The sequence below is a fragment of the Haloarcula rubripromontorii genome, assembly GCF_001280425.1.
In the GTDB taxonomy this organism is placed as follows: Archaea; Halobacteriota; Halobacteria; order Halobacteriales; family Haloarculaceae; genus Haloarcula; species Haloarcula rubripromontorii.
Window position 1 is genome coordinate 96,720 of the sequence record NZ_LIUF01000001.1, and the last position, 19,280, is coordinate 115,999.

General features: G+C 62.4%; 20 protein-coding genes and 1 tRNA gene. 18 read left to right on the forward strand and 3 right to left on the reverse strand.

All coding sequences use genetic code 11. The features are described from left to right. The first annotated feature begins 33 nt into the window (after positions 1–33). From coaBC to AMS69_RS00610, 17 genes are all read left to right on the forward strand, one after another. Positions 34–1,200: a bifunctional phosphopantothenoylcysteine decarboxylase/phosphopantothenate--cysteine ligase CoaBC gene (gene coaBC, locus AMS69_RS00530; protein ID WP_053966158.1), complete on the forward strand. Its 1,167-nt coding sequence runs from the start codon at positions 34–36 to the stop codon at positions 1,198–1,200. 152 nt (positions 1,201–1,352) lie between these two features. Further along, positions 1,353–2,393, forward strand: a complete 1,041-nt coding sequence (locus AMS69_RS00535) for a monovalent cation/H+ antiporter subunit E (RefSeq protein WP_053966159.1) — start codon at positions 1,353–1,355, stop codon at positions 2,391–2,393. Then, a complete protein-coding gene (locus AMS69_RS00540) occupies positions 2,386–2,661 on the forward strand; it encodes a cation:proton antiporter (RefSeq protein WP_004518724.1) in 276 nt (91 codons plus the stop codon). The genes AMS69_RS00535 and AMS69_RS00540 overlap by 8 nt, the downstream gene beginning before the upstream one ends. Next, entirely contained in the window at positions 2,658–2,978 is a 321-nt protein-coding gene (gene mnhG, locus AMS69_RS00545) for a monovalent cation/H(+) antiporter subunit G (protein ID WP_053966160.1), read from the forward strand. Before AMS69_RS00540 ends, mnhG begins: the two co-directional genes overlap by 4 nt. Then, on the forward strand, positions 2,975–3,520 hold the full coding sequence (locus AMS69_RS00550; protein ID WP_053966161.1) for a DUF4040 domain-containing protein: 546 nt from the start codon (positions 2,975–2,977) through the stop codon (positions 3,518–3,520). The genes mnhG and AMS69_RS00550 overlap by 4 nt, the downstream gene beginning before the upstream one ends. Then, entirely contained in the window at positions 3,517–3,990 is a 474-nt protein-coding gene (locus AMS69_RS00555) for a Na(+)/H(+) antiporter subunit B (RefSeq protein WP_053966162.1), read from the forward strand. Before AMS69_RS00550 ends, AMS69_RS00555 begins: the two co-directional genes overlap by 4 nt. Then, positions 3,990–4,346, forward strand: a complete 357-nt coding sequence (locus tag AMS69_RS00560) for a cation:proton antiporter subunit C (protein ID WP_053966163.1) — start codon at positions 3,990–3,992, stop codon at positions 4,344–4,346. The genes AMS69_RS00555 and AMS69_RS00560 overlap by 1 nt, the downstream gene beginning before the upstream one ends. Then, on the forward strand, positions 4,339–5,832 hold the full coding sequence (locus tag AMS69_RS00565) for a monovalent cation/H+ antiporter subunit D family protein (RefSeq protein WP_053966164.1): 1,494 nt from the start codon (positions 4,339–4,341) through the stop codon (positions 5,830–5,832). Before AMS69_RS00560 ends, AMS69_RS00565 begins: the two co-directional genes overlap by 8 nt. Continuing rightward, positions 5,829–7,523, forward strand: a complete 1,695-nt coding sequence (locus tag AMS69_RS00570) for a cation:proton antiporter (RefSeq protein WP_053966165.1) — start codon at positions 5,829–5,831, stop codon at positions 7,521–7,523. Before AMS69_RS00565 ends, AMS69_RS00570 begins: the two co-directional genes overlap by 4 nt. Next, positions 7,523–9,304, forward strand: a complete 1,782-nt coding sequence (locus AMS69_RS00575; protein ID WP_053966166.1) for a Na(+)/H(+) antiporter subunit D — start codon at positions 7,523–7,525, stop codon at positions 9,302–9,304. Before AMS69_RS00570 ends, AMS69_RS00575 begins: the two co-directional genes overlap by 1 nt. 195 nt (positions 9,305–9,499) lie before the next feature. Continuing rightward, on the forward strand, positions 9,500–9,961 hold the full coding sequence (locus tag AMS69_RS00580; RefSeq protein ID WP_053966167.1) for a type IV pilin: 462 nt from the start codon (positions 9,500–9,502) through the stop codon (positions 9,959–9,961). A 112-nt stretch (positions 9,962–10,073) separates the two neighbouring features. Next, the gene (locus tag AMS69_RS00585; protein ID WP_053966168.1) at positions 10,074–10,652 is read left to right on the forward strand and encodes a DUF7344 domain-containing protein; all 579 of its coding nucleotides are present in this window, start codon (positions 10,074–10,076) and stop codon (positions 10,650–10,652) included. Positions 10,653–10,915: 263 nt separating this feature from the next. Beyond that, complete coding sequence (locus tag AMS69_RS00590) at positions 10,916–11,413, forward strand: type IV pilin (RefSeq protein ID WP_053966999.1); 498 nt, start codon at positions 10,916–10,918, stop codon at positions 11,411–11,413. A gap of 299 nt (positions 11,414–11,712) precedes the next feature. Next, on the forward strand, positions 11,713–12,201 hold the full coding sequence (locus AMS69_RS00595; protein WP_053966169.1) for a hypothetical protein: 489 nt from the start codon (positions 11,713–11,715) through the stop codon (positions 12,199–12,201). Further along, the gene (locus tag AMS69_RS00600; RefSeq protein WP_053966170.1) at positions 12,198–14,102 is read left to right on the forward strand and encodes a hypothetical protein; all 1,905 of its coding nucleotides are present in this window, start codon (positions 12,198–12,200) and stop codon (positions 14,100–14,102) included. Before AMS69_RS00595 ends, AMS69_RS00600 begins: the two co-directional genes overlap by 4 nt. 44 nt (positions 14,103–14,146) lie before the next feature. Further along, positions 14,147–14,716, forward strand: coding sequence for a hypoxanthine/guanine phosphoribosyltransferase (gene hpt, locus AMS69_RS00605; protein ID WP_004518711.1), 570 nt, complete (start codon positions 14,147–14,149; stop codon positions 14,714–14,716). Positions 14,717–14,868: 152 nt separating this feature from the next. Continuing rightward, on the forward strand, positions 14,869–15,273 hold the full coding sequence (locus tag AMS69_RS00610) for a hypothetical protein (RefSeq protein WP_206043622.1): 405 nt from the start codon (positions 14,869–14,871) through the stop codon (positions 15,271–15,273). A gap of 152 nt (positions 15,274–15,425) precedes the next feature. Here the strand turns inward: AMS69_RS00610 and AMS69_RS00615 are convergent. The 3 genes from AMS69_RS00615 to AMS69_RS00625 all read right to left on the reverse strand — a co-directional run bounded on the left by AMS69_RS00615 (position 15,426) and on the right by AMS69_RS00625 (position 16,824). Next, positions 15,426–15,500 (reverse strand) — tRNA-Met (locus AMS69_RS00615). Positions 15,501–15,574: 74 nt separating this feature from the next. Next, entirely contained in the window at positions 15,575–16,060 is a 486-nt protein-coding gene (locus AMS69_RS00620; RefSeq protein WP_202904501.1) for a GtrA family protein, read from the reverse strand. Beyond that, complete coding sequence (locus AMS69_RS00625) at positions 16,057–16,824, reverse strand: glycosyltransferase (protein WP_053966172.1); 768 nt, start codon at positions 16,822–16,824, stop codon at positions 16,057–16,059. Before AMS69_RS00625 ends, AMS69_RS00620 begins: the two co-directional genes overlap by 4 nt. A gap of 117 nt (positions 16,825–16,941) precedes the next feature. On the opposite strand from AMS69_RS00625, the gene AMS69_RS00630 reads away from it, so the two are divergent. Next, positions 16,942–19,260 (forward strand): DUF2298 domain-containing protein, encoded by a 2,319-nt coding sequence (locus tag AMS69_RS00630; RefSeq protein WP_053966173.1) that lies wholly within the window; start codon positions 16,942–16,944, stop codon positions 19,258–19,260. The last annotated feature ends 20 nt before the right edge of the window (positions 19,261–19,280 follow it).

Here is a 19,280-nt window from a genome sequence, read left to right on the forward strand (position 1 = left end):
GGGCTTTTACCCACGCACCGCGAACCGGCAGGTATGCTGACCGGAGTCAACGTCGTTCTTGGGGTGTCGGGGTCTATCGCGGCCGTCAAGACGGTGGAACTCGCACACGAACTCCGACGGCAGGGGGCGTCCGTCCGGGCGGTGATGACCGACAGCGCGACAGGTATCATCCATCCGTGGGCGCTGTCGTTCGCGACGGACAATCAGGTGATTACCGAAATCACGGGCGACGTCGAACACGTCGACCTCTGCGGGCGCTCGGGCTGGGGCGATGTACTCTTGCTTGCGCCCGCAACGGCAAACACCGTCGGCAAGGTCGCCGCGGCAATCGACGACACGCCCGTGACGACGTGTGTGACGACCGCCCTCGGCGCGGACGTGCCGGTTGTCGTCGCACCGGCAATGCACGAGCCGATGTACGACCACCCCGGCGTGCTGGATGCTATCGACCGCGTCGAGTCCTGGGGCGTCGAGTTCGTTGACCCGCGAATCGAGGAGGGAAAGGCCAAGATCGCGACCGAGGAGGCCATCGTCACGGCGACCGCCCGGGCAGCGGGCGACCGACCGCTTGCAGGTGAACACGTCGTCGTGACTGCAGGTGCGACCACGGAGTCCGTCGACCCGGTTCGGACGCTCTCGAACCGTTCTTCGGGGCGGACCGGGCGAGCCGTCGCGCGGGCCTGTTACGTCCGCGGGGCCGACGTGACGCTCGTTCACGACGGGGGGGACGTTCCATACGCGACCGTCGAGCGGGTCGAGTCCGCCGCGGAGATGACGGCGGCAACCCGTCGGGTCGCCGACTCGGCCGACGCGCTGGTGTCGGCGGCGGCTATCTCGGATTACACGGTTGAGCAGGCCCCTGAGAAAATCAAGAGCGGGCAGGCGGAACTGACGCTGACGCTCGAACCGACGCCGAAGCTCATCGACACCGTTCGGGCAGATAGCCCGGATCTCCCCATCGTCGGGTTCAAAGTCGAAACAGAGGGCGACGACGAGACGCTAATCGAGCGCGCCCGCGAGATACGCGAGCGGGCCGGGCTGGCCTTCGTGGTCGCTAACGACGCGAGCGTGATGGGCGGCGACGAGACGCGTGCCATACTTGTCGACGGAGACTCGGCCACGGAGTACGTCGGGGACAAGCAGGGGCTGGGAGCCCGTGTCGCCGACGAACTCGGTGACCATCTGTCCAGTCGTGACTGAGAGCGTAACCGATTACGAAATAGTTTTGCGTGTTCCGTTGCTCCGGTCCGATAACGACAGTACTGCCCGACGAACCGCCTATTCGGAGTTTCTAAACAGAGACTGTGACTGTACCACCACCCCGTCGCCTGCTCGTGCCAGTAGCTGATTCGGTGACGGTCCGTAACACCGTCGCCTATGCCGTTGAACAAGCCGAATCGGCGGCCAGAGAGGGACAGCAACAGATATCGCTGCACCTCGTCGCCGTCGCAAGCACGCGCGCCGTCGACCCCGACGCTCAGACGGAACTCGGCCAGGCAAAGGACCTGCTCGACCGAATCGAGGTCTGGCTCGACGAAGACCTCGGTACTGCCCCGCCGTCGAATCTCGACGTTGAGCTGGGCGTCATCGGTGCCGACCGTTACCTGTTTAGCCCCGGTGATTACGCCGACGCAATTCTGGCCTACGCCGACGAACACAGCATCGAACGGGTCGTCCTCGATCCGGAGTTCAATCCGGGCGGCACGACGCCGATGCTTCGGCCGCTCGAAGTCGAACTCGTCCGGGGCGATATCGAGGTCGAGACCGCGCCCGTCGAGCGGCCAGCACGGTCGACCGCGCTCGCTCGCGCCGCGACGCTCCCGAAGTATCTCACCATTTTCGCAGCGTCGTATCTGTTCTATATGCTGTTGAGTTCGTACAAACCGCTGGATTTCCTCACTGGCGCGATAACGGCGACGATTGTCACTGCGTTGCTTGCACCGATCGCGTTCAGCCGTCAGCCATCGCTGACACGGGCTCCGAGACAGCTCGCACGGCTGGCTATTTACGTCCCGTACCTGCTCAAGGAAATCGCCGTCGCCAACCTCGAAATCGCCTACGTCGTCTTGCACCCATCACTGCCGATCGACCCGGAGATGGTCGAGTTGGAGGCCGCCATCTGGGGTGACGGAGCGGTGACGACGCTTGCAAACAGCATCACGCTGACGCCCGGAACGCTCACCGTCAGCGTCTCCGAGCAGGCGTTCGACATCCATTCGCTCACCGGGAGTTCGCGAGAGGACCTGTTCGACGGCGGCCTCGAACGAGCCGTCCGGTTCGTTTTCTACGGCCGGGAGGCGGCAGCGATTCCCTCGCCACGCGAGCGAGGACAGGGGGGCGACGGCGCGGTCGAGAGCGATATCGGCGACCCGGAGGTGGCCGACGATGATTGAGTTCGAAGCGGCACTGCTGGCCATCGCCGGCGCGTTCGTCCTGTTCGCTATCGTGGCGCTGTACCGTGTGTTCGCAGGACCGACAGACCACGACAGAGTCATCGCGGTCAACGTGATGGGGACGAACACCGTCATTGCGATTGCGCTCGTCTCCGGTGCGCTCGATAAGCCGTTGTTCCTCGATATCGCGCTCGTGTACGCCCTGCTGAACTTCCTGCTCTCGATAGCGTTCTCGAAGTTCAACGTCGAGCACGGAGGTGTGCTATGACGCCGACGGAGTGGGCGATCATCGCGCTCGCGCTGGTCGGGGCGTTCTTCGGCGGCGTCGCCTCAATCGGTATCATTCGACTCCCTGACATATACACTCGCGCTCACGCGGCATCGAAAAGCGACACGCTGGGGGCCGTCCTCAGTATCGCTGCCGCCGCGTTCGCGATTCAGACCGACCTCGCGACGATCAAGGCCGTCTTCCTGCTGGTGTTTATGTTTCTGACGAACCCCACCGCCGCCCACGCCATCGCCCGGGCGGCACAGGACCAGGGTATCGAGCCGTGGACCACCGGCGATGAGGAGGGCAAGTCATGACCCTCTCACTCATCGAGGGGTTGTTGCTGGTGTTCGTGCTTGGCTGTGCTATCGGTGCGGCCGTCCTCCGTGACGTGCTGGCGTCACTGATGGCGTTTGCCGCCTACAGCCTCGGGATTTCCATTATCTGGGTGATGCTTGAGGCCCCCGATGTGGGGCTGACGGAAGCGGCTGTCGGAGCGGGTATCATGACGATACTGTTCATCCTGGCGCTGGCAAACACCGTTCGACCACAGGAGAACGGCCTGTTCGAGTCGATCAGCGTCCGGACCGTCGTACTGGTCGGCGCGTTCGTCGCCGTCATGATTGCGACCGTTCCGTCGCTGCCTGCCGTCGGTGCGGATGGCGCAGCGAACCCCGTCGTCAGCGGCGAGGTGACGCAGTACTACCTCGAAAACGCTTACGCGGACACGGAAGTGAAAAACGGTGTGACGGCTGTACTCGCGGCCTACCGTGGGTTCGATACGCTTGGCGAGGCCGTGGTGGTCTTCTCGGCCGGTGTCGCGGCGCTGACCGTCCTCAGACAGGAGGTGTTCGCATGAGTAGTGACGAGCGCACCGGGCTCTACGTCGAGAGTACCATCATCATGACGACGGTGCGGGTCGTCGCGCCGTTCGTACTCACCTTCGCTCTGTTCGTGATGTTCCACGGGGCGAACTCCCCCGGGGGCGGCTTCCAGGGCGGGGTCATCGCCGGCTCAGTCGTGATGATGCTCGCGTTCGCCTACGGCATCGACGCGGCCCGAGAGTGGCTCGATGTTCGCGTCGTTGCCGCGCTCGCGTCCGGTGGGGTGCTCACGTTCGCAGCCATCGGGCTGGGAACGATAGTTCTGGGCGGGAACTTCCTCGAGTACCACCTGTACGAGCAGTTCATCTCGCATGTGGTCGCCTACGCCATCGAGCTTGTCGAACTGGCCATCGGTGGTATCGTCGCCAGCGTTGCCATCGGCCTCTTTTTCCTGCTCGCAGCGGGATTCGGCCACGCCGTCGATTCACCGGAGGATGAGAGCTGATGTTTGAACTGCTGAACTCGCATTACAACTACTTCGCGGTGATGCTGCTGCTTGGTATCGGCCTGTATATGCTCATCGAGTCCCGAAACCTCGTGAAGAAGGTCATCGGGATGAACATCTTCCAGACCGGCATTTTCCTGTTTTTCATCACGCTTGCGTTCCGGGCCGGCGGGAACCCGCCAATCATCAAGGATGGTGGCGGCCCCTACGTCAGCCCGCTTCCGCACGTGCTCATTCTGACCGCTATTGTCGTCGGGGTGAGCCTGACCGCGGTGGCGCTTGCGCTCATTATCCGCATCTACGCCGAGTACGGTACGCTGGACGAAGACAAACTCAAACAGCTCTACTATGATTGAACAGATCCCTGTGTTGCTGGTGGTCCTGCCCATCGTCGGCGGCGCGATACCCTTGGTCGCCAGCCTGGTCAGCGAGCGGGCAGGGTGGCCAGTTGCGACGCTGACGCTCGTCGTCCAGGCCGGCCTGGCCGGACTGCTCGCGTGGACCGTCAGCACGAGCGGGACCGTTTCCTACGCGGTCGGTGGTTTCGCCGCCCCGTACGGTATCGAACTCGTCGTCGACGGGCTCTCAGGGGCCGTCGCCGTGCTCGTGGCCGTCGTGTCGCTGGGTGTGCTCGTGTACGCTCGGCAGGCCGGCCCACATTCGGGCCCCTTCTATGGCCTGTACCTGCTTCTGGTCGCCGGCCTGACGGGCATGACGGTCACTGGCGACGTGTTCAATCTCTACGTGTTCCTCGAAATCACGGGGCTTGCGGCGTACGGCCTCGTGGCGAGTGGCCGGGACGCCAGTGCCGCCGTCGCGGCGCTGAAATACCTCATTATCGGGACCGTCGGGGCCTCACTGTACCTGCTTGGCATCGGCTACCTGCTTGCGGCGACAGGCACGCTCAACATGGCCGACCTCGCCGAGAAGCTCGGTTCGATGGCGGCCTACGACTCGACGCTCGTCCTGACTGGGTTCGGACTGATGGTCGGTGGACTGACGGTGAAGGTCGCCCTGTTCCCCCTGCACACCTGGCAGCCCGACGCATACGCGAACGCTCCGGATACGGTGAGTGCGTTCATTTCCGCGCTTGTTTCGACAGTTTCGGCGTACGCGCTCGCCCGCCTGCTGTTCTCCGTGTTCACTGTTGAGTTCCTGGCGGCTGTGCCCACCGCTCGCTGGGCGCTGGTCGGCCTGGCCTGCGTGAGCATCATCGCCGGAAGCGCACTCGCCGTCTCGCAGGACAGCGTCCAGCGGATGCTGGCGTACTCCTCGGTGTCGCAGTTCGGCCTCGTCGTTGCCGGGTTCGCCATCGCCACCCCGCTGGCCGTCGTCGGCGCGACTGTCCATCTGCTCGGCCATGCAGTGATGAAAGGTGGGCTGTTCGCTGCGACGGGCATTATCGAGCGCAAGACGGGCGCGACGACGGTGAACGGCTACGCTGGGATGGGGAGCCGCGTCCCGGTTTCGGCGTTTGCCTTCGCCGTGCTTTCGCTGGCGATGGTCGGCGTTCCGCCCGCAGTCGGCTTCGTCGGCAAGTGGTACATCGTCCTCGGCGCGGTCAACGCCGAGAACTGGCCCGTCGTGGCTGTGTTGCTCGCGAGTACGCTGCTGACGCTGGCGTACTTCGCCCGCCTCGTCGAGCGGCTCTACTTCGCCGAGCCGACTATCCACGCGGAACCCGACGAGGCACCCGTCACAGACGGGAGCGGACAGGCAGTCTCGTTCGGCATGGTCGCCGTCGTCGTCGTCGCGGCCGCCCTCGCGGTCGCACTGACCGCAGCCGTACCGGAGTTGCAGAGAGTGCTCGAAGAAACGCTTCCACCCCTTCTAAACCAATGACTGAGTCGCTACGCCCAATCCTGGCAATCCTCGTCTCGGCGGTGGCTATCCCCGTGATTCTCTCGCTCAAACGTCGGCCGAATCTGCGAGAGGGGGTGACTCTGGCCGTCGCGTTCGCAAAGTTCGGTATTATTGCGAGCATGGTCCCCGGCGTCCTGAGCGGAACGGAGTACGAGTTCGTCGTCGGACAGTTCGCCACCGGTATCGAACTGGCGTTCACCGTCGACCCGCTCGGGCTGCTGTTTGGCCTGCTCGCCAGCCTGCTGTGGATCGTCACGAGCTTCTACAGCATCGGTTATATGCGCGGGCTGGACGAGCACGCCCAGACGCGCTACTTCGCCTCCTTCGCCGCCAGCCTCGCGTCGGCGGTCGGCGTCGCGTTCGCGTCGAACCTGCTGACGCTGTTCGTCTGTTACGAACTGCTGACGGTGTCGACGTACCCGCTCGTTACCCACGACGAGACGGACGAGGCCCGCGCTGCCGGCCGGAAGTATCTCGCGTACACATTCGGCGGTGGCGTTGCCGTGCTGGGCGGGACGGTGCTGGTGTTCGTGCTCGCCGGGACGACCGCGTTCACGCCCGGCGGGCTCGAAGGCCTCGCGACGGCCGACCCGACGCTGGCGAGGGCCGCGTTCGCCCTGCTGGCGGCCGGCTTCGGCGTCAAGGCCGCACTGATGCCGGCCCACTCCTGGCTCCCCGATGCGATGGTCGCGCCAACGCCGGTGTCGGGCCTGCTGCACGCCGTCGCAGTCGTCAAGAGCGGTGTGTTCGGCATCGCTCGGGTCGTCCTTGACGTGTACGGGACCGGGACGATGGAGCAACTCGGCGTCGGCCTCCCGCTCGCCGCGATTGCCGCCTTTACGCTCCTGACCGCGAGTATCATCGCGCTCAGACAGGACAACCTCAAGCGGCGGCTGGCGTACTCGACGATTAGCCAGCTCTCGTATATTGTGCTGGGACTGGGTCTGCTCCACGGGCAGGCGCTGACCGGCGGACTGCTTCACATCCCCGCGCATGCGTTCATGAAGCTCACGCTGTTCTTCTGTGCCGGCGCGATCCACGTCGAAACGCATACTGATGACATCAGCGACATGGCTGGCATCGGGAGACGGATGCCGCTAACGATGGCCGCCTTCGCCGTCGCCGCGGCCGGGATGGCCGGGATTCCGCTGGTCGCTGGCTTCGTCAGCAAGTGGTATCTCGTCATCGGCGCGCTGAGTCTCGAAAGCGGTGGACTCGTATTTGCCGCCGCGCTGCTGGTCTCGGGCGTCCTCAACATCGCGTACTTCTGGCCAATCGTCTATCAGGCGTACTTCGAGTCACCGGAGAGCCACGACGAGAAGCCACTCATCGGGGGACCGTTCGGCGGACGAGACGAGGTTCGGGCCGACGGCGGTGAGGACCACGAATCAGACGCTGCCGACGGTCACATCGACGAGGGAGAGGTGCCGAGACCGGAACATGTTGACCACCTCGGAAAACACGACGAGGAGCACGAACACCACGGCGGCCCGCCCGCGGGCGGCTGGGACGACCGCGGCTGGCGCGGCGGCGAGAGCACGTGGTTCATGCTCGGGCCGATACTGACCGCGGCCACGCTGTCGCTCCTGCTGGGGACAGTGCCGTACACCGCTGTATTCCTACGAATCGTCGACACCATCGTCGGTAACCTCCCGGGGGTGGTGGCCTGATGTCGATGCTGACGATGGTGCCGCCGGTCGTCGTCCTACTGGCGCTGGCAATCGTCGTCTCCCGGCTCCCGCGGCGTGCCGGACACGCGGTCGGTGCGCTTGTGCCTGCGCTCGCGGTGCCGTGGGCCGTCATGGTGCCCGAGGGCGCACACCTCCAGACACAGTTCCTCGGCTTCGAGGCCGTCCTGCTGAACGTCGATCCGTTCTCGCGGCTGATGGGTATCATCTTCGGGCTCATCGCTGCGGTCGCTGTCCTCTACTCCTACGCCAGCGAAGCGGACACGACACAGACCGGGTACGCCCTCTCGTACGTCGCGACCAGTTTCGGGGCCGTCTTCGCCGGCGACTGGCTGACGCTCATCTTCTTCTGGGAGCTGATGGCCGTCACCAGCACGCTGCTGGTGTGGCACTACGGGGGCAAGGCCGTCCGGGCCGGCTTCCGGTACGCCCTGCTGCACGGACTGGGCGGCACGCTGTTGATGGCCGCGATTCTCCGACACTACGTCGCGGTGGAGACGTTCCTGTTCGCGTCAGTGCCGGGCGGTCCGGAAACGGCCGGAATCACGTCTGGGCTGGCTGCCGCCTTAGCCGCTATCGGTATCGGCGTCAACGTCGGCTTTATCGGCCTGCACGCGTGGCTCCCCGACACCTATCCGCGCCCGCACATCGCCGCTAGCGTCTTCCTCTGTGTGTTCACGACAAAAACCGGCGTCTACGGGATGTACCGCGCGTTCCCCAACGGCCACGAGGCCATCGCGTACATGGGCGGTGGAATGGCTATCTTCGGCGCACTGTTCGCGCTGTTCCAGAACGACATGCGGCGGCTCCTCTCGTATCACATCCAGTCACAGGTCGGGTACATGGTCGCCGGCGTCGGTATCGGGTCGCCACTGGCTCAGGCCGGCGCGTTCGCCCACGTGTTCAACCACATCCTCTACAAGGGCCTGCTGTTCATGACTGCCGGTGTTGTCATCTACCGGACCGGCACAGAGAGCCTGAAGAAGCTCGGCGGTCTCTGGCGAGAGATGCCCATCACCGCGGGCGCGTTCTCGGTCGCCGCACTGTCTATCGCCGGCTTCCCCGGGTTCAACGGGTTCGTCAGTAAGGGGATCATCATCTCCGGGAGCCACTATACTTTCGGCAAGGGACCGCTCCCGCTTGGTGAGTTCTATACGCTCGAATGGATGCTGCTGCTGGGCGGCGTCGGCACGTTCATGTCGTTCATCAAGTTCGGCTACTACGCGTTCTTCCACGGCGAGTACGGCAGCAGTGTCCCGGACGCGAACCGTCTGCAGAGCGTCGCAATGGTGTCCGTCGCCGCACTCTGTGTCATCTACGGTGTGTACGACACGGCGCTGTTCACCATCCTTCCGTTCGACGTGACGAGCGACGCCGTTGTCGACCACGTCTACGAAACCTACACCGTCCCCCACCTCATCGAGGGGGTCGTCCTCGCCGTCCTCGGGCTTATTGGCTTCGCGGTGACGAAAAAGCCGCTCTCGAAGCTCGGCCGCGTCCCGGATGTCGATTCGCTGTACAACCCCGCCGTCTTCTATGGCTCTCGCGGGCTCGTCGTCGGCGTGACCGAACTGTACGCCGCCGTCGACCGTGTGGTGGTCCGTGCGACGGGCATCGTCACACGAGCGGTGACTTCCCCGGACGACGTTATCCAGCGGCTCCGTGACGACGATAGTCTCGTGCATCCAATGCGGGCCGGCATCGGACTCAGCATCCTCATTCTTGCAGTATTCGTTACAGTAGCGCTGCTGGCCCTTTCATGATGGTTCAAAAACATATCCTGTGATAATTGCGTACTATATTGGACGTATATCGTTTCAAACACCCAAAAAATGGCTGTTACCAGACAGGGTAATTACAGGTTCTGATAATACAGGTGCAGACTTATATATCTCCACAGCCACGATTCGATAAGCACGGCATAACAGGGGTACCTGTTGATGCGTGCGGACAATACAATGGAACTCAAACGATTCTTCAACGACGACGATGCTGTGTCGCCGGTCATCGGGGTCATCCTGATGGTCGCAATCACGGTCATCCTCGCGGCCGTTATCGCAACGTTCGTCCTCGGTCTGGGCGATCAGGTAAGCAACACGGCTCCACAGGCTAGCTTCAGTACCGATTACGACTCAGACAAGGGCGAAGTTACGGTAACTCACGACGGTGGCGATTCGATCAAGGCAAGCAACCTCTACTTCAGAGGGAGCGGATTCGGATCCGGCGCTGCTACTAATGAAATCGATAGCAATAACGAGCAGTGGCCGAGTGCCAACGCCAGCAGTAACAGCAAAGTCGTTGCCGGTGACAGAGTCGCTGTCATGGTCTCTGGCGATAGCTACGACTTCAGCGTCGTCTACGAGTCAGCCACCGGCGACAACTCCGCAACACTCGCCACTGCATCCGGGCCGGACGCATAATCCCGCGGCATCTCGTTTTTTCCGGCACCGAAACCCGTGAGTTTATAACTGATGAACACCCTGATTTTCGCTGTATTCCCCGCTATGGGTGGTGGGAATTGGAGACCATACTATGAGTAAGCAGGTAGAACGGTCAGACTCCGCTGTGGATGACGACCTTTCAAAAGGCGAGATATTCGATGTCCTGCAGAATGAGCGGCGTCGGTACACGCTTCAGTATCTGCGGGAACACGACGGGCCGATACAGCTCGGTGACCTCGCGTCACACGTTGCGGCACAGGAGTACGACTGCCCGAACACGGCTGTCACGAGCGCACAACGGAAACGTGTCTACACCACGTTACAGCAGTCCCATCTCCCGCGGATGCATGAGGCGGGCATCATCGATTACGACGACGAGAACGGGACGATCTCCAAGACGGCACACACGGAGGAACTCACTGTCTATCTTGAAATCGTGCCGGGGAGCGAGTTTCCCTGGCGCGAGTACTACCTTTCGCTCGGCGCGGTCAGTCTGGCAATCGTGACGATTCTCTGGGTCGGCGTCTATCCGTTCACGGTGATTCCGCCGCTTGTCTGGGCCACGCTGATCGCCATTGTACTCAGCGTCTCCGCAGGCTATCACACCTACGCCGGTCGTGAGATGACACTGACCGAGTACGTGGCACAGGAAGCCGAGTCCGACGACTGAATCACGCAGTTTGTTTCACAGCTTGTCCGCTTTCGTTTGTCTCGTTTACTCCTGAACTATTGAAACGGGGCTATGTCAATTTCGGCAGTACAGCCAGCCTTGAAGGGTTTCAAGACAACGTTGAACGACTAAAACGTGCTGTGTGTATAAGTGGGTACCTCTCATGTGGTTGAAGCAGCACACCCCGCGAGCCGGTAAGGAAATCCTTCGAACTATAGGGGTCTCCTACTCGGGTCACGCTCGCGGTGTGCGTCGAACAAACCATGGATATCAAACAACTCATCCACGACGACGACGCAGTGTCGCCGGTCATCGGGGTCATCCTGATGGTCGCAATCACGGTCATTCTGGCCGCAGTAATCGCCTCCTTCGTGCTCGGTCTCGGAGATCAGGCACAGCAGGCAACGCCGCAGGCGAGCTTCTCATGGGAATACGATGCCTCAAAAGCCGATGATGGATACGGATACCTATCGGTAACCCACGACGGCGGAGATACCATTGAAGCAGGAAGCCTCTATACTAGAGGTAGTGGAATAGAGGCTACCGGCTCGAATGGGTTGGATTCATCAGATATAGACTTCGAGGATGGAGATGAATCTTGGGACGACTCTGATGCGTTTGGAGCGAGTGGGAGTGAGGTATCTGCTGGAAATAGTATGGTAATTGCCGCTTCTGATTCGTACGATCTCCGAGTTGTTTACGAACCGCCAGAAGGTGACACGTCCGCAACGCTCGCACAGGATACCGGTCCTGACGCATAATCCGTCCACTATTTCTTCGTTTTTCAGCCGTTGAGTGACGGCGCTGTATCGTTTTCTGATTGCAGCAAATCTAAACAACTAGAAATCTCCTAAGTCGATAGGGTACTGTGACTAACTATACTCCCGTTGTGCTGTAGTATTTACATCTTCTCAAACGTAGGACGGCCCTGTCAGTCCCGCCCAATAGATCGGGCAACCAGCTCAGAGGCTTTCTTCTGGCGTCAAAGTCGCCGACCTAGAATCAAACACGAGAAGTCGCCACGATACTTTTATCACCAGATATCTAGTGACTGCTAACAATGGAAAAGACGCGGGCCGTTACCATCAGTGTAATCGCCGTTATACTCAGCGTCACACTCCTTTCCGGCCCGCTCGCCCCCGGCGTCACGCTAGCAACGGAACCAGAACCAGTGGCGCTCGAATCGGGCAACGTCACGGTTTCCGAGGTCGAAATGCCCGAGAAAGTAACGATTGAGAAAGGGTCCTACGGCGCGGCAAGCTACTATCTCGATGCGCCGCCGGTCCGCATACAGTTCGCGAATCGGACCGGACGGCCCACACTCGTCTACGAACTCACAATCGAGGAACTGGGCTACACGCGGACGACAAATCACTTTCTGGACGACTCAACCGGTGACACGTACGACCTGACGCTGGCGTCGGACACGTTCACCGGTGGCGAGATAGAACACGAGAAGTACAATGGCACAGTGACGGTGAGCAAGCGCGACGGGGCGGGCCACGGCGTGGTGGCGACGCGCAACGTCACGATATCGGTGGTCGAATGACGGAGACGGAGTTTGTCGGGCGTCTTCGACAGCGGACGCCCGCCCTTTCAACCACTCGCGAGACGGCGTACGCTGTACTGTTTGGCGACCGGCTCGGCCTGACCGTGTTTCTCGCGACAGTCGTGCTGTTCGGGCTGGTGTGGCGGACGGCGTTCCTGATAAACGATTCCTACACGCTGGCGAATGGGCTGTACAGCCTCTCAAACGGACAGCTAGCGATGACTGAAGCTGCCTACGGCCCCGGGCTAGAGACGCCGGGGGCGAACAGGTACGGCGGCCAGTGGTACGCGCGAAACTACGGCGTCGTTGTCCTCTCGCTACCGCTCGTGTTCGTGCTTGACCTGCTCACCACCATCGTCGAACTCCGCATTGCGCTGGTCGCGCTCTGGTCGCTCGCGTTGTTGGCGCTGGTGGTCCAGTGCAGTTACTACACCGATGGTGACTGGGTTCTCTACGGCGGCACCATCGCCGTTCTGGGGCTGTTCGGGCTGAATGTCGCGCTGGCACAGCCACTCGACGCCGGTCGAATCCATCTGTACGCGCTGCAACTGACGCATCTCCTTATCGCGGCGTTCACGCCGGTAGTTCTCTATCGGCTCCTCAGCCAGATACACACGCATCGGCTGGGGCTCCTGGGCATCGTAATGCTGACAGCAGGGACACCGCTCGCGTTCTGGGCATCTGTGCCGAAGCGCCACGCCGTCACCGGGACAGTCGTCGTCTGCATCGCGTACTGCCTCTATCGGAGCCGAAAACCAACAGATGGGGTAGTCATCACACAGCAAACGACCTTCCGCGCACTCGCCTACGCGCTGGTGGGACTGTACGCGTGGGTGCATGCTCCGGAAGCACTCCTGCTCTGTGTCGCCCTCGCACTGGTCGATATCCCGACAGCACCGGACAACAGTCCACGAACGCTCGTCCGTATCGGCGTCGTCTTTGGCCTCTCCCTGCTGCCGTTCATTATCACAAATATCGCTATTTCCGGGTCGCCGGTCAAGCCCCCGCGATTGATTTCCCGCGGTGGCTCCCTTGGCGACAGCTCTGCGGGCAGTGCAAGCGGTGGCGGCGGTAGCGGCGGCAGTGGTGGCTCTGGTGGATTGCTTACACCGCTGGCACCTCTGCTCGGGCCCATCGAGAGCGGAATGCGCCCACTGCTGTTGCTGGCCGGCGAACTCGTGTCAGGATTCAAAGCGCTCCAACAGCAACCAGACGACGTGTATCACGCCTTCGTCCGGTCAGGAAGTGCGAGCGGTGCGCTCGATAAGACTGGCGAGGAGTCCGTCAATCTCTCACTGCTCGAATCTGCGCCGGTTCTCGTTGCCATGGTCAGTACACTCCCAGTCATCCGACGATTGCGTTTGCCGTCGTCGATGGCTGACCGGACACTCAGTGCCGACCGTGTCGTGGACGCGTTCGTTATAGCGGCGTTTGCCGGCGTCGTCCTGCTGTACAACAACCGCTTACCACTGCACGCACAGGTGACTGCCCGGTATCTGTTCCCGCTCTATCCACTCGGCGTGTATCTGCTTGTACGGCTTCCAGCGGTACGCCAGACTCTCGCAGATCACTGGCGCATGTTCCTCTGGGCAGTTGCAGGAACGGTGCTGATCGGCGGGCAGCTGACCCTGGTGTTCGTTGCGCTGACGGTGAACGGTATCGGTGAAGCGTTCCAGTTGCACGCGCTGCTCGCGCTTGGGGTCGCTGTCCCACTCAGTATCTGGGCGCTGTGCGGTCGCTCAAGAGGCCGAGCCGGGCAGGTCGGTGCAGCGCTTCTCGGTGCTGCAACGGGTGTGGCGGCTGTGTTTCTACTCCTAACCACCGTCGAGTACTACGCACTGGGTGATACACACCTCCTGCCGATGATGCGAGCACTCGGTGAACTGCTGACGCTCTACTGAGTCGGTGACGGAGAATTTTAGTACGGGCTTGTAGTACCGACGGCATGGACCGACTCAAGAAGTCCCTACTCGAAGCGCCAATTATCGAGAAGGAAGGCTACCACTACTTCGTCCACCCCATCAGCGACGGGGTCCCGATGCTTCGACCGGAACTTCTGCGCGAAATCGTCATCAAGATCATCCGGAAGGCAGAACTGGACGACGTCGACAAGATCGTCACACCGGCGGCGATGGGTATCCATATCTCGACAGCCGTCTCGCTGATGACCGATATCCCGCTCGTTGTTGTCCGCAAGCGTCAGTACGGGCTTGATGGGGAAGTATCACTGTCACAGGTAACTGGCTACTCCGAGAGCGAGATGTACGTCAACGACGTGTACGAGGGCGACCAGGTACTCGTACTCGACGACGTGCTTTCGACCGGCGGGACGCTGGCCGGGCTCACGGGCGCGCTCGAAGACATCGGCGCCGACATCCGCGACATCGTCTGTGTCATCAAGAAGGCCGACGGGACGAACAAGCTCGACGAAGCGGGCTACGACGCCAAGACGCTGATCAACGTCCAAGTCATCGACGGTGAAGTCACTATCGTCGACGAGCACGGCGACGACTAGAGCAGCTGTTGATACGGTTTCTGTAGCGAGTCGAGGGCGAGCCGCCAGTAGTACCAGTAGGCTTACAAAGACCTGTGCCGGCACTGGCTGTTGTGTCCCCCTCCATTCGGTCCCTCACAAAGGATTTCGCCGCACTGTTTAGTTCACTTGTCTTGCTTGGGCCACTGACACTCGGGCTACTCGTCGTCGCAGGCAGAATTGTCGCCGGGCTAATAGGAGTCGCGGTTCCGGACGCGCTTGGCACCATCGGCTTCAGCGTGGCCGCACTGCTGGCACTCTGGCTGGCGCTGGAGGGGGCGATGGTACAGCGGCACGGGCTCGAAACGATGGATCGCGGCGGCTCAATTCAGCGTGCCGCCCGGTATCTGTTGGTCGCCGTCACGACACTTGCCGGGCTTATAGTCTCTGTCCGGTTTGTAGCGCTGTCGCTCCCGTGGGCATTCGAGACGCAGAACACGGCTGCACAGGTCCTTGGCGTGCTGCTCGTTGCGGCGTTGGTCACCACGCTGTACCGAACACTCACAGCGGCCAGAAAGGGGTACAGCAGTGAGCAATAGCGGAGAACAGGCTGAAGGCAGTCTGCAGCGCGAGAGAGCATAGCGGGAAGTAGATTTGAACTACGCCCACGTCGCTCCCGCTGGTCGCTCGTGTTCTACTTCAAATCTACTCTGTAATAACAGTCGCTCACGGGTTTGTGAGCGACAGAATATAGCGGGAGGTAGATTTGAACTACCGATCTGCGGGTTATGAGCCCGCCGGAATCTCCTGGCTATCCCATCCCGCTACCTTCTCGTAGTTCGGTCCCCTCATTAAGGGTTGTGATTCGAGGGCCGTCCGTGAGTTAGTAACGCGCTACGGTCACCCGTCCGCATGGACCTGCCAGGTGAAGACACTCTCGGCGACGTAGTTGACCAGCATCGCGACCCCAATGGCGAGCGGGCTCGCGGCGATGAACCACAGGTCAGTCCCGGCGATAACGAGTTCAATCATCAGCCACTGCGTAAGTAGCCAGTAAACTGCGAGCTGGACCGCGACGCCGCCGGACCGAACCAGGTGGGACTTGCCGAGGCGCTTGGCGAACGAACGGCGACCTGTCTCACCCTGGCCCGCGAACGTCCAGTGTTCGTTGACCAGAAACATCACGAGAATCGCCGTTTCGACGCCGGCAGCCTTGGCCCACATGTCGCTGACGCCGAACGCCAGGCCGAGCACGGCGAGGACCGTGTTGTCGCTGATCGCGCCGACGACACCGACGGAGACGAACTGGCCGAAGCGAACGCCCGACACAAGGGACTCGAACCGGTCGGGAACGATTCGGCGAACCTGCTGTTCGATGTCGATCATCGATCTTTCTCGATAAGGGCAGTTGGTTCGTCGAGATGCTCGGCCAAGGCCGCGTGGAAACGGTCATCGCGCAGTTGCTTCGACCGATGGCGAGCGGTTAGCAATGCCTCAAGCAGGTCTATCGACGTTCGTATCGGCGAGACCGTCGAGCCGGGCTTGTCTTCCCACTCGATAGGGACCTCCTCGATACACAGGTCCAGTGCGGCGGTGATGGCTATCAGTTCAACGTCCCACGCGAAGCCGGGTTCGTACAGATGGTCGCGGACGCGCTCCCAGGCGGCCGCATCGATTGCTTTTGCACCGCACTGGTAGTCATACAGCCGCACATCGAGCAACTGGCCGGCGAGCCACGCGAAGCCGTCGCCGAGGAATCGGCGGGCGAACGTCTGGTGGCTGGCAACGATAGCGTCCGGGTGGCGGCGGGAGCCAACGGCGAGGTCCGTCCGGCCCTCGGTGACCGGGGCCAGTATCCGTTCGAGCGAGGCGACCGGTGTCGATCCATCAGCGTCGACAAAGGCCAGCACGTCGGTCTCCATCCGCTCGAACCCGGCAGTGATGGCTGCACCTTTACCGCGGCGATAGGGCACGGTGTGGACTTCGACTGGGAGCGAGCGGAGCTGTGCGGGAACGCCGTCCCGGGGTGCATCGAGTTCAACGACTATCGTCTGCGGTTCGAGGGCATCGTCGATAGCGGCGATATAGGTCCCGAGCTGCTCTGTGTCGGGACGGTAGGCGGGGAGAACTACCCCGACGGAACGCGACATTGCCGAGTAGTCGGACAGGCGGAAGTAAAAACAGTTCGAAGCTACCGGTTCCTAACCAGTCGATAATCGCAGGAGCAACGAAAAAGCGTATAGGCCAGCGAACCGGTCCCTCCACTGATGCAATACGGGCTCCTCGCCATCTGGCTCGCCCTCTACCTCCTGTTACTGTACGCTGGCGGAACCGTCGCTGGACTGCTGTTTCCCCGCTTTGCCGACCGCGGACTCGCCTTCGGCGTCCCGGTCGCCGTCTCGATACTATGGCTGGTCACCTACTTCGTCGGTCGCCTCTCGTTGACGCTTGGCATCTGGCTCGGCGTCGTCGTGCTCGCAACGGGTACGGTAGCTGTCTGGCGGGTCGACAGCGCACCCGACCCCCGAACCTACGCCGAAACGGCCGGCGTATTCACAGTCGGGTTTCTGTTTCTCGTCGTCATTCGAGCGTTCGACCCTGCAATCGTCCCCATCGGCGGCGAGAAGTTCCTCGATTTCGGACTATTGCAGTCGCTCATGCGGGCCGACAGCCTTCCGCTAGAGGACATGTGGTTCGCCGGCGAGCCGGTCGCGTACTACTACGGCGGGCATCTCATCGCAGCGATTCTGACCAGGGTAACGGGGACCGGAGGGCAGTTCGCGTACAATCTCGCGCTAGCGGGGTTTTACGCCACGCTGGTCACGGCGGCGTACGGACTGGCGGGCGCTGTCGCGAGCGAACGCGGCCTCCCGCGGCGACTGGCCGCCGGCCTCACGGCGTTCTGTGTCGGGTTTGCCAGTAACCTATCGACGCCTGCCAAGTTCGTCATCTGGCTCTTGCCCGGCGGGCTGGGCCAGAGCGTCGCCGAACGGGCCGGTTACGAATTGAAAGGGCTCGCAGCGGGGCCAGACTCGTTCAGCTACTGGGACGCGAGCCGTGTCATCGAAGACACGGCATCTGATTTCGGCACATACGAGCCCAGTGTGGCGCTAGTCATCGATGAGTTCCCGCTGTTCTCCTGGCTCAACGGCGACATGCACGCCCACATGATGAGCACGGGCTTCCTGTTGCTCGCCGCTGCGCTCTGTTTCAGCTACTACCAGACGCCGGCCGCCGAACGCCGGCGGCGGATCGGACTACTTTTCGCTGCGCTCCCGGCCGTCGCGGGCATCATGGCCGTAACGAACACGTGGTCGTTCCCATCGATGGGCGGGCTGGCACTGCTGACAGTGACCGTCGCGCCGGCTGACCCGACGACGCTCCTGCCAAAGGCCATCGAACAGCGACTCCGACTGAACGGCCTAGGCCAAGAGGGTGTCCGGATCGGAATGGGACTGGGCGTCGCTGCTGTCGTTCTGGTGCTGGGACTACTCTGGTCGCTACCGTTCTGGCTCGGCCCGGCGAGCGGGCGCGAGATCGCCGTCCTGCCAGACCGGACCTCGCTGCTGGAGTTGCTGGCCGTCCACGGCCTGTTCGTCGCTCCGTTCTGGCTGTACCTGTACGCCCAGACCGGGCGCGCCGTCGGGCGGAGTACAGCCCGCATTGTCGGTCTCGTGGCCGTCGGCACGGCGGCACTGGCGGCGACGCTCGACATCGCGGCGGTCGGCCTGCTCGGGCCTCTACTGCTGGGCGCGTGGCTGTTCGCGCGCTCACCGACGCTTGACAGAACAGTCGATGCGGTCCCGGCGCTCGCTGACGGCGGCGACCGGCCCGTCGGCTTCGAGTCCGTGCTGATTCTCGCCGGCGCGGGCCTGGTTCTACTGGTCGAGTTTATTTTCGTCAGGGAGAACATCGGTCGGATGAACACCGTCTTCAAGACGTACATGCAGGTGTGGGTGCTCTGGGGGGTCGCCGCCGGCCCCGTACTGGCGTGGCTGCTCACCCGTTGGCGGCCGACCGGCAAGCAGGCACGAAAATGGACCAACATCGGCGTCCGGGCGTTCGTCGCCCTGCTTGTCTGTTCGGCATCCCTGTACGGCGTGTTCGCGCTCTCGAACCACGTCGAGTACGCCGGCGACCCCACGCTGGACGGGCTGGCGTATCTCGACGACGACCATCCCGAGGAGGCCGAGGCAATCCGGTGGCTCGACGAGACGACGACTGGACGGCCGACCATCGTCACGGCCGCCCCCGCTGACTACGAGTGGGTCGCCGACGAGGGCAAGGGCGCGAGCGCGCCGTCGAGCCTGACCGGGCTGCCGACCGTCGCGGGCTGGACCCACGAAGCCCAGTACCGCAACGACACGGTGTACGACCGCCGCGTCGACGATGTGGCGACGATTTACACCGGCGACGCGCCCGAGCAGCGCCGGCTGCTCGAAGCGTATGACGTGCGCTACGTCTACGTCGGTCCGGTCGAACAGGCCCGCTACGGCGACGTAACTGTCGACCAGCTACAGGGAGTCACCGTCGCGAAACAAGCCGGCGGCGTCACGATCTATCGGGTCCGACCGGAGTACTTCTGAAAACGAAGCGGGTTACTGTG

Excerpts from the sequence above, each read along its gene's own strand:
- coaBC (WP_053966158.1), top strand. The coding sequence starts at position 34 with ATGCTGACCGGAGTCAACGTCGTTCTTGGGGTGTCGGGGTCTATCGCG.
- AMS69_RS00540 (WP_004518724.1), top strand. The coding sequence starts at position 2,386 with ATGATTGAGTTCGAAGCGGCACTGCTGGCCATCGCCGGCGCGTTCGTC.
- mnhG (WP_053966160.1), top strand. The coding sequence starts at position 2,658 with ATGACGCCGACGGAGTGGGCGATCATCGCGCTCGCGCTGGTCGGGGCG.
- AMS69_RS00550 (WP_053966161.1), top strand. The coding sequence starts at position 2,975 with ATGACCCTCTCACTCATCGAGGGGTTGTTGCTGGTGTTCGTGCTTGGC.
- AMS69_RS00555 (WP_053966162.1), top strand. The coding sequence starts at position 3,517 with ATGAGTAGTGACGAGCGCACCGGGCTCTACGTCGAGAGTACCATCATC.
- AMS69_RS00560 (WP_053966163.1), top strand. The coding sequence starts at position 3,990 with ATGTTTGAACTGCTGAACTCGCATTACAACTACTTCGCGGTGATGCTG.
- AMS69_RS00565 (WP_053966164.1), top strand. The coding sequence starts at position 4,339 with ATGATTGAACAGATCCCTGTGTTGCTGGTGGTCCTGCCCATCGTCGGC.
- AMS69_RS00570 (WP_053966165.1), top strand. The coding sequence starts at position 5,829 with ATGACTGAGTCGCTACGCCCAATCCTGGCAATCCTCGTCTCGGCGGTG.
- AMS69_RS00575 (WP_053966166.1), top strand. The coding sequence starts at position 7,523 with ATGTCGATGCTGACGATGGTGCCGCCGGTCGTCGTCCTACTGGCGCTG.
- AMS69_RS00580 (WP_053966167.1), top strand. The coding sequence starts at position 9,500 with ATGGAACTCAAACGATTCTTCAACGACGACGATGCTGTGTCGCCGGTC.
- AMS69_RS00585 (WP_053966168.1), top strand. The coding sequence starts at position 10,074 with ATGAGTAAGCAGGTAGAACGGTCAGACTCCGCTGTGGATGACGACCTT.
- AMS69_RS00590 (WP_053966999.1), top strand. The coding sequence starts at position 10,916 with ATGGATATCAAACAACTCATCCACGACGACGACGCAGTGTCGCCGGTC.
- AMS69_RS00595 (WP_053966169.1), top strand. The coding sequence starts at position 11,713 with ATGGAAAAGACGCGGGCCGTTACCATCAGTGTAATCGCCGTTATACTC.
- AMS69_RS00600 (WP_053966170.1), top strand. The coding sequence starts at position 12,198 with ATGACGGAGACGGAGTTTGTCGGGCGTCTTCGACAGCGGACGCCCGCC.
- hpt (WP_004518711.1), top strand. The coding sequence starts at position 14,147 with ATGGACCGACTCAAGAAGTCCCTACTCGAAGCGCCAATTATCGAGAAG.
- AMS69_RS00620 (WP_202904501.1), bottom strand. The coding sequence starts at position 16,060 with ATGATCGACATCGAACAGCAGGTTCGCCGAATCGTTCCCGACCGGTTC.
- AMS69_RS00625 (WP_053966172.1), bottom strand. The coding sequence starts at position 16,824 with ATGTCGCGTTCCGTCGGGGTAGTTCTCCCCGCCTACCGTCCCGACACA.
- AMS69_RS00630 (WP_053966173.1), top strand. The coding sequence starts at position 16,942 with ATGCAATACGGGCTCCTCGCCATCTGGCTCGCCCTCTACCTCCTGTTA.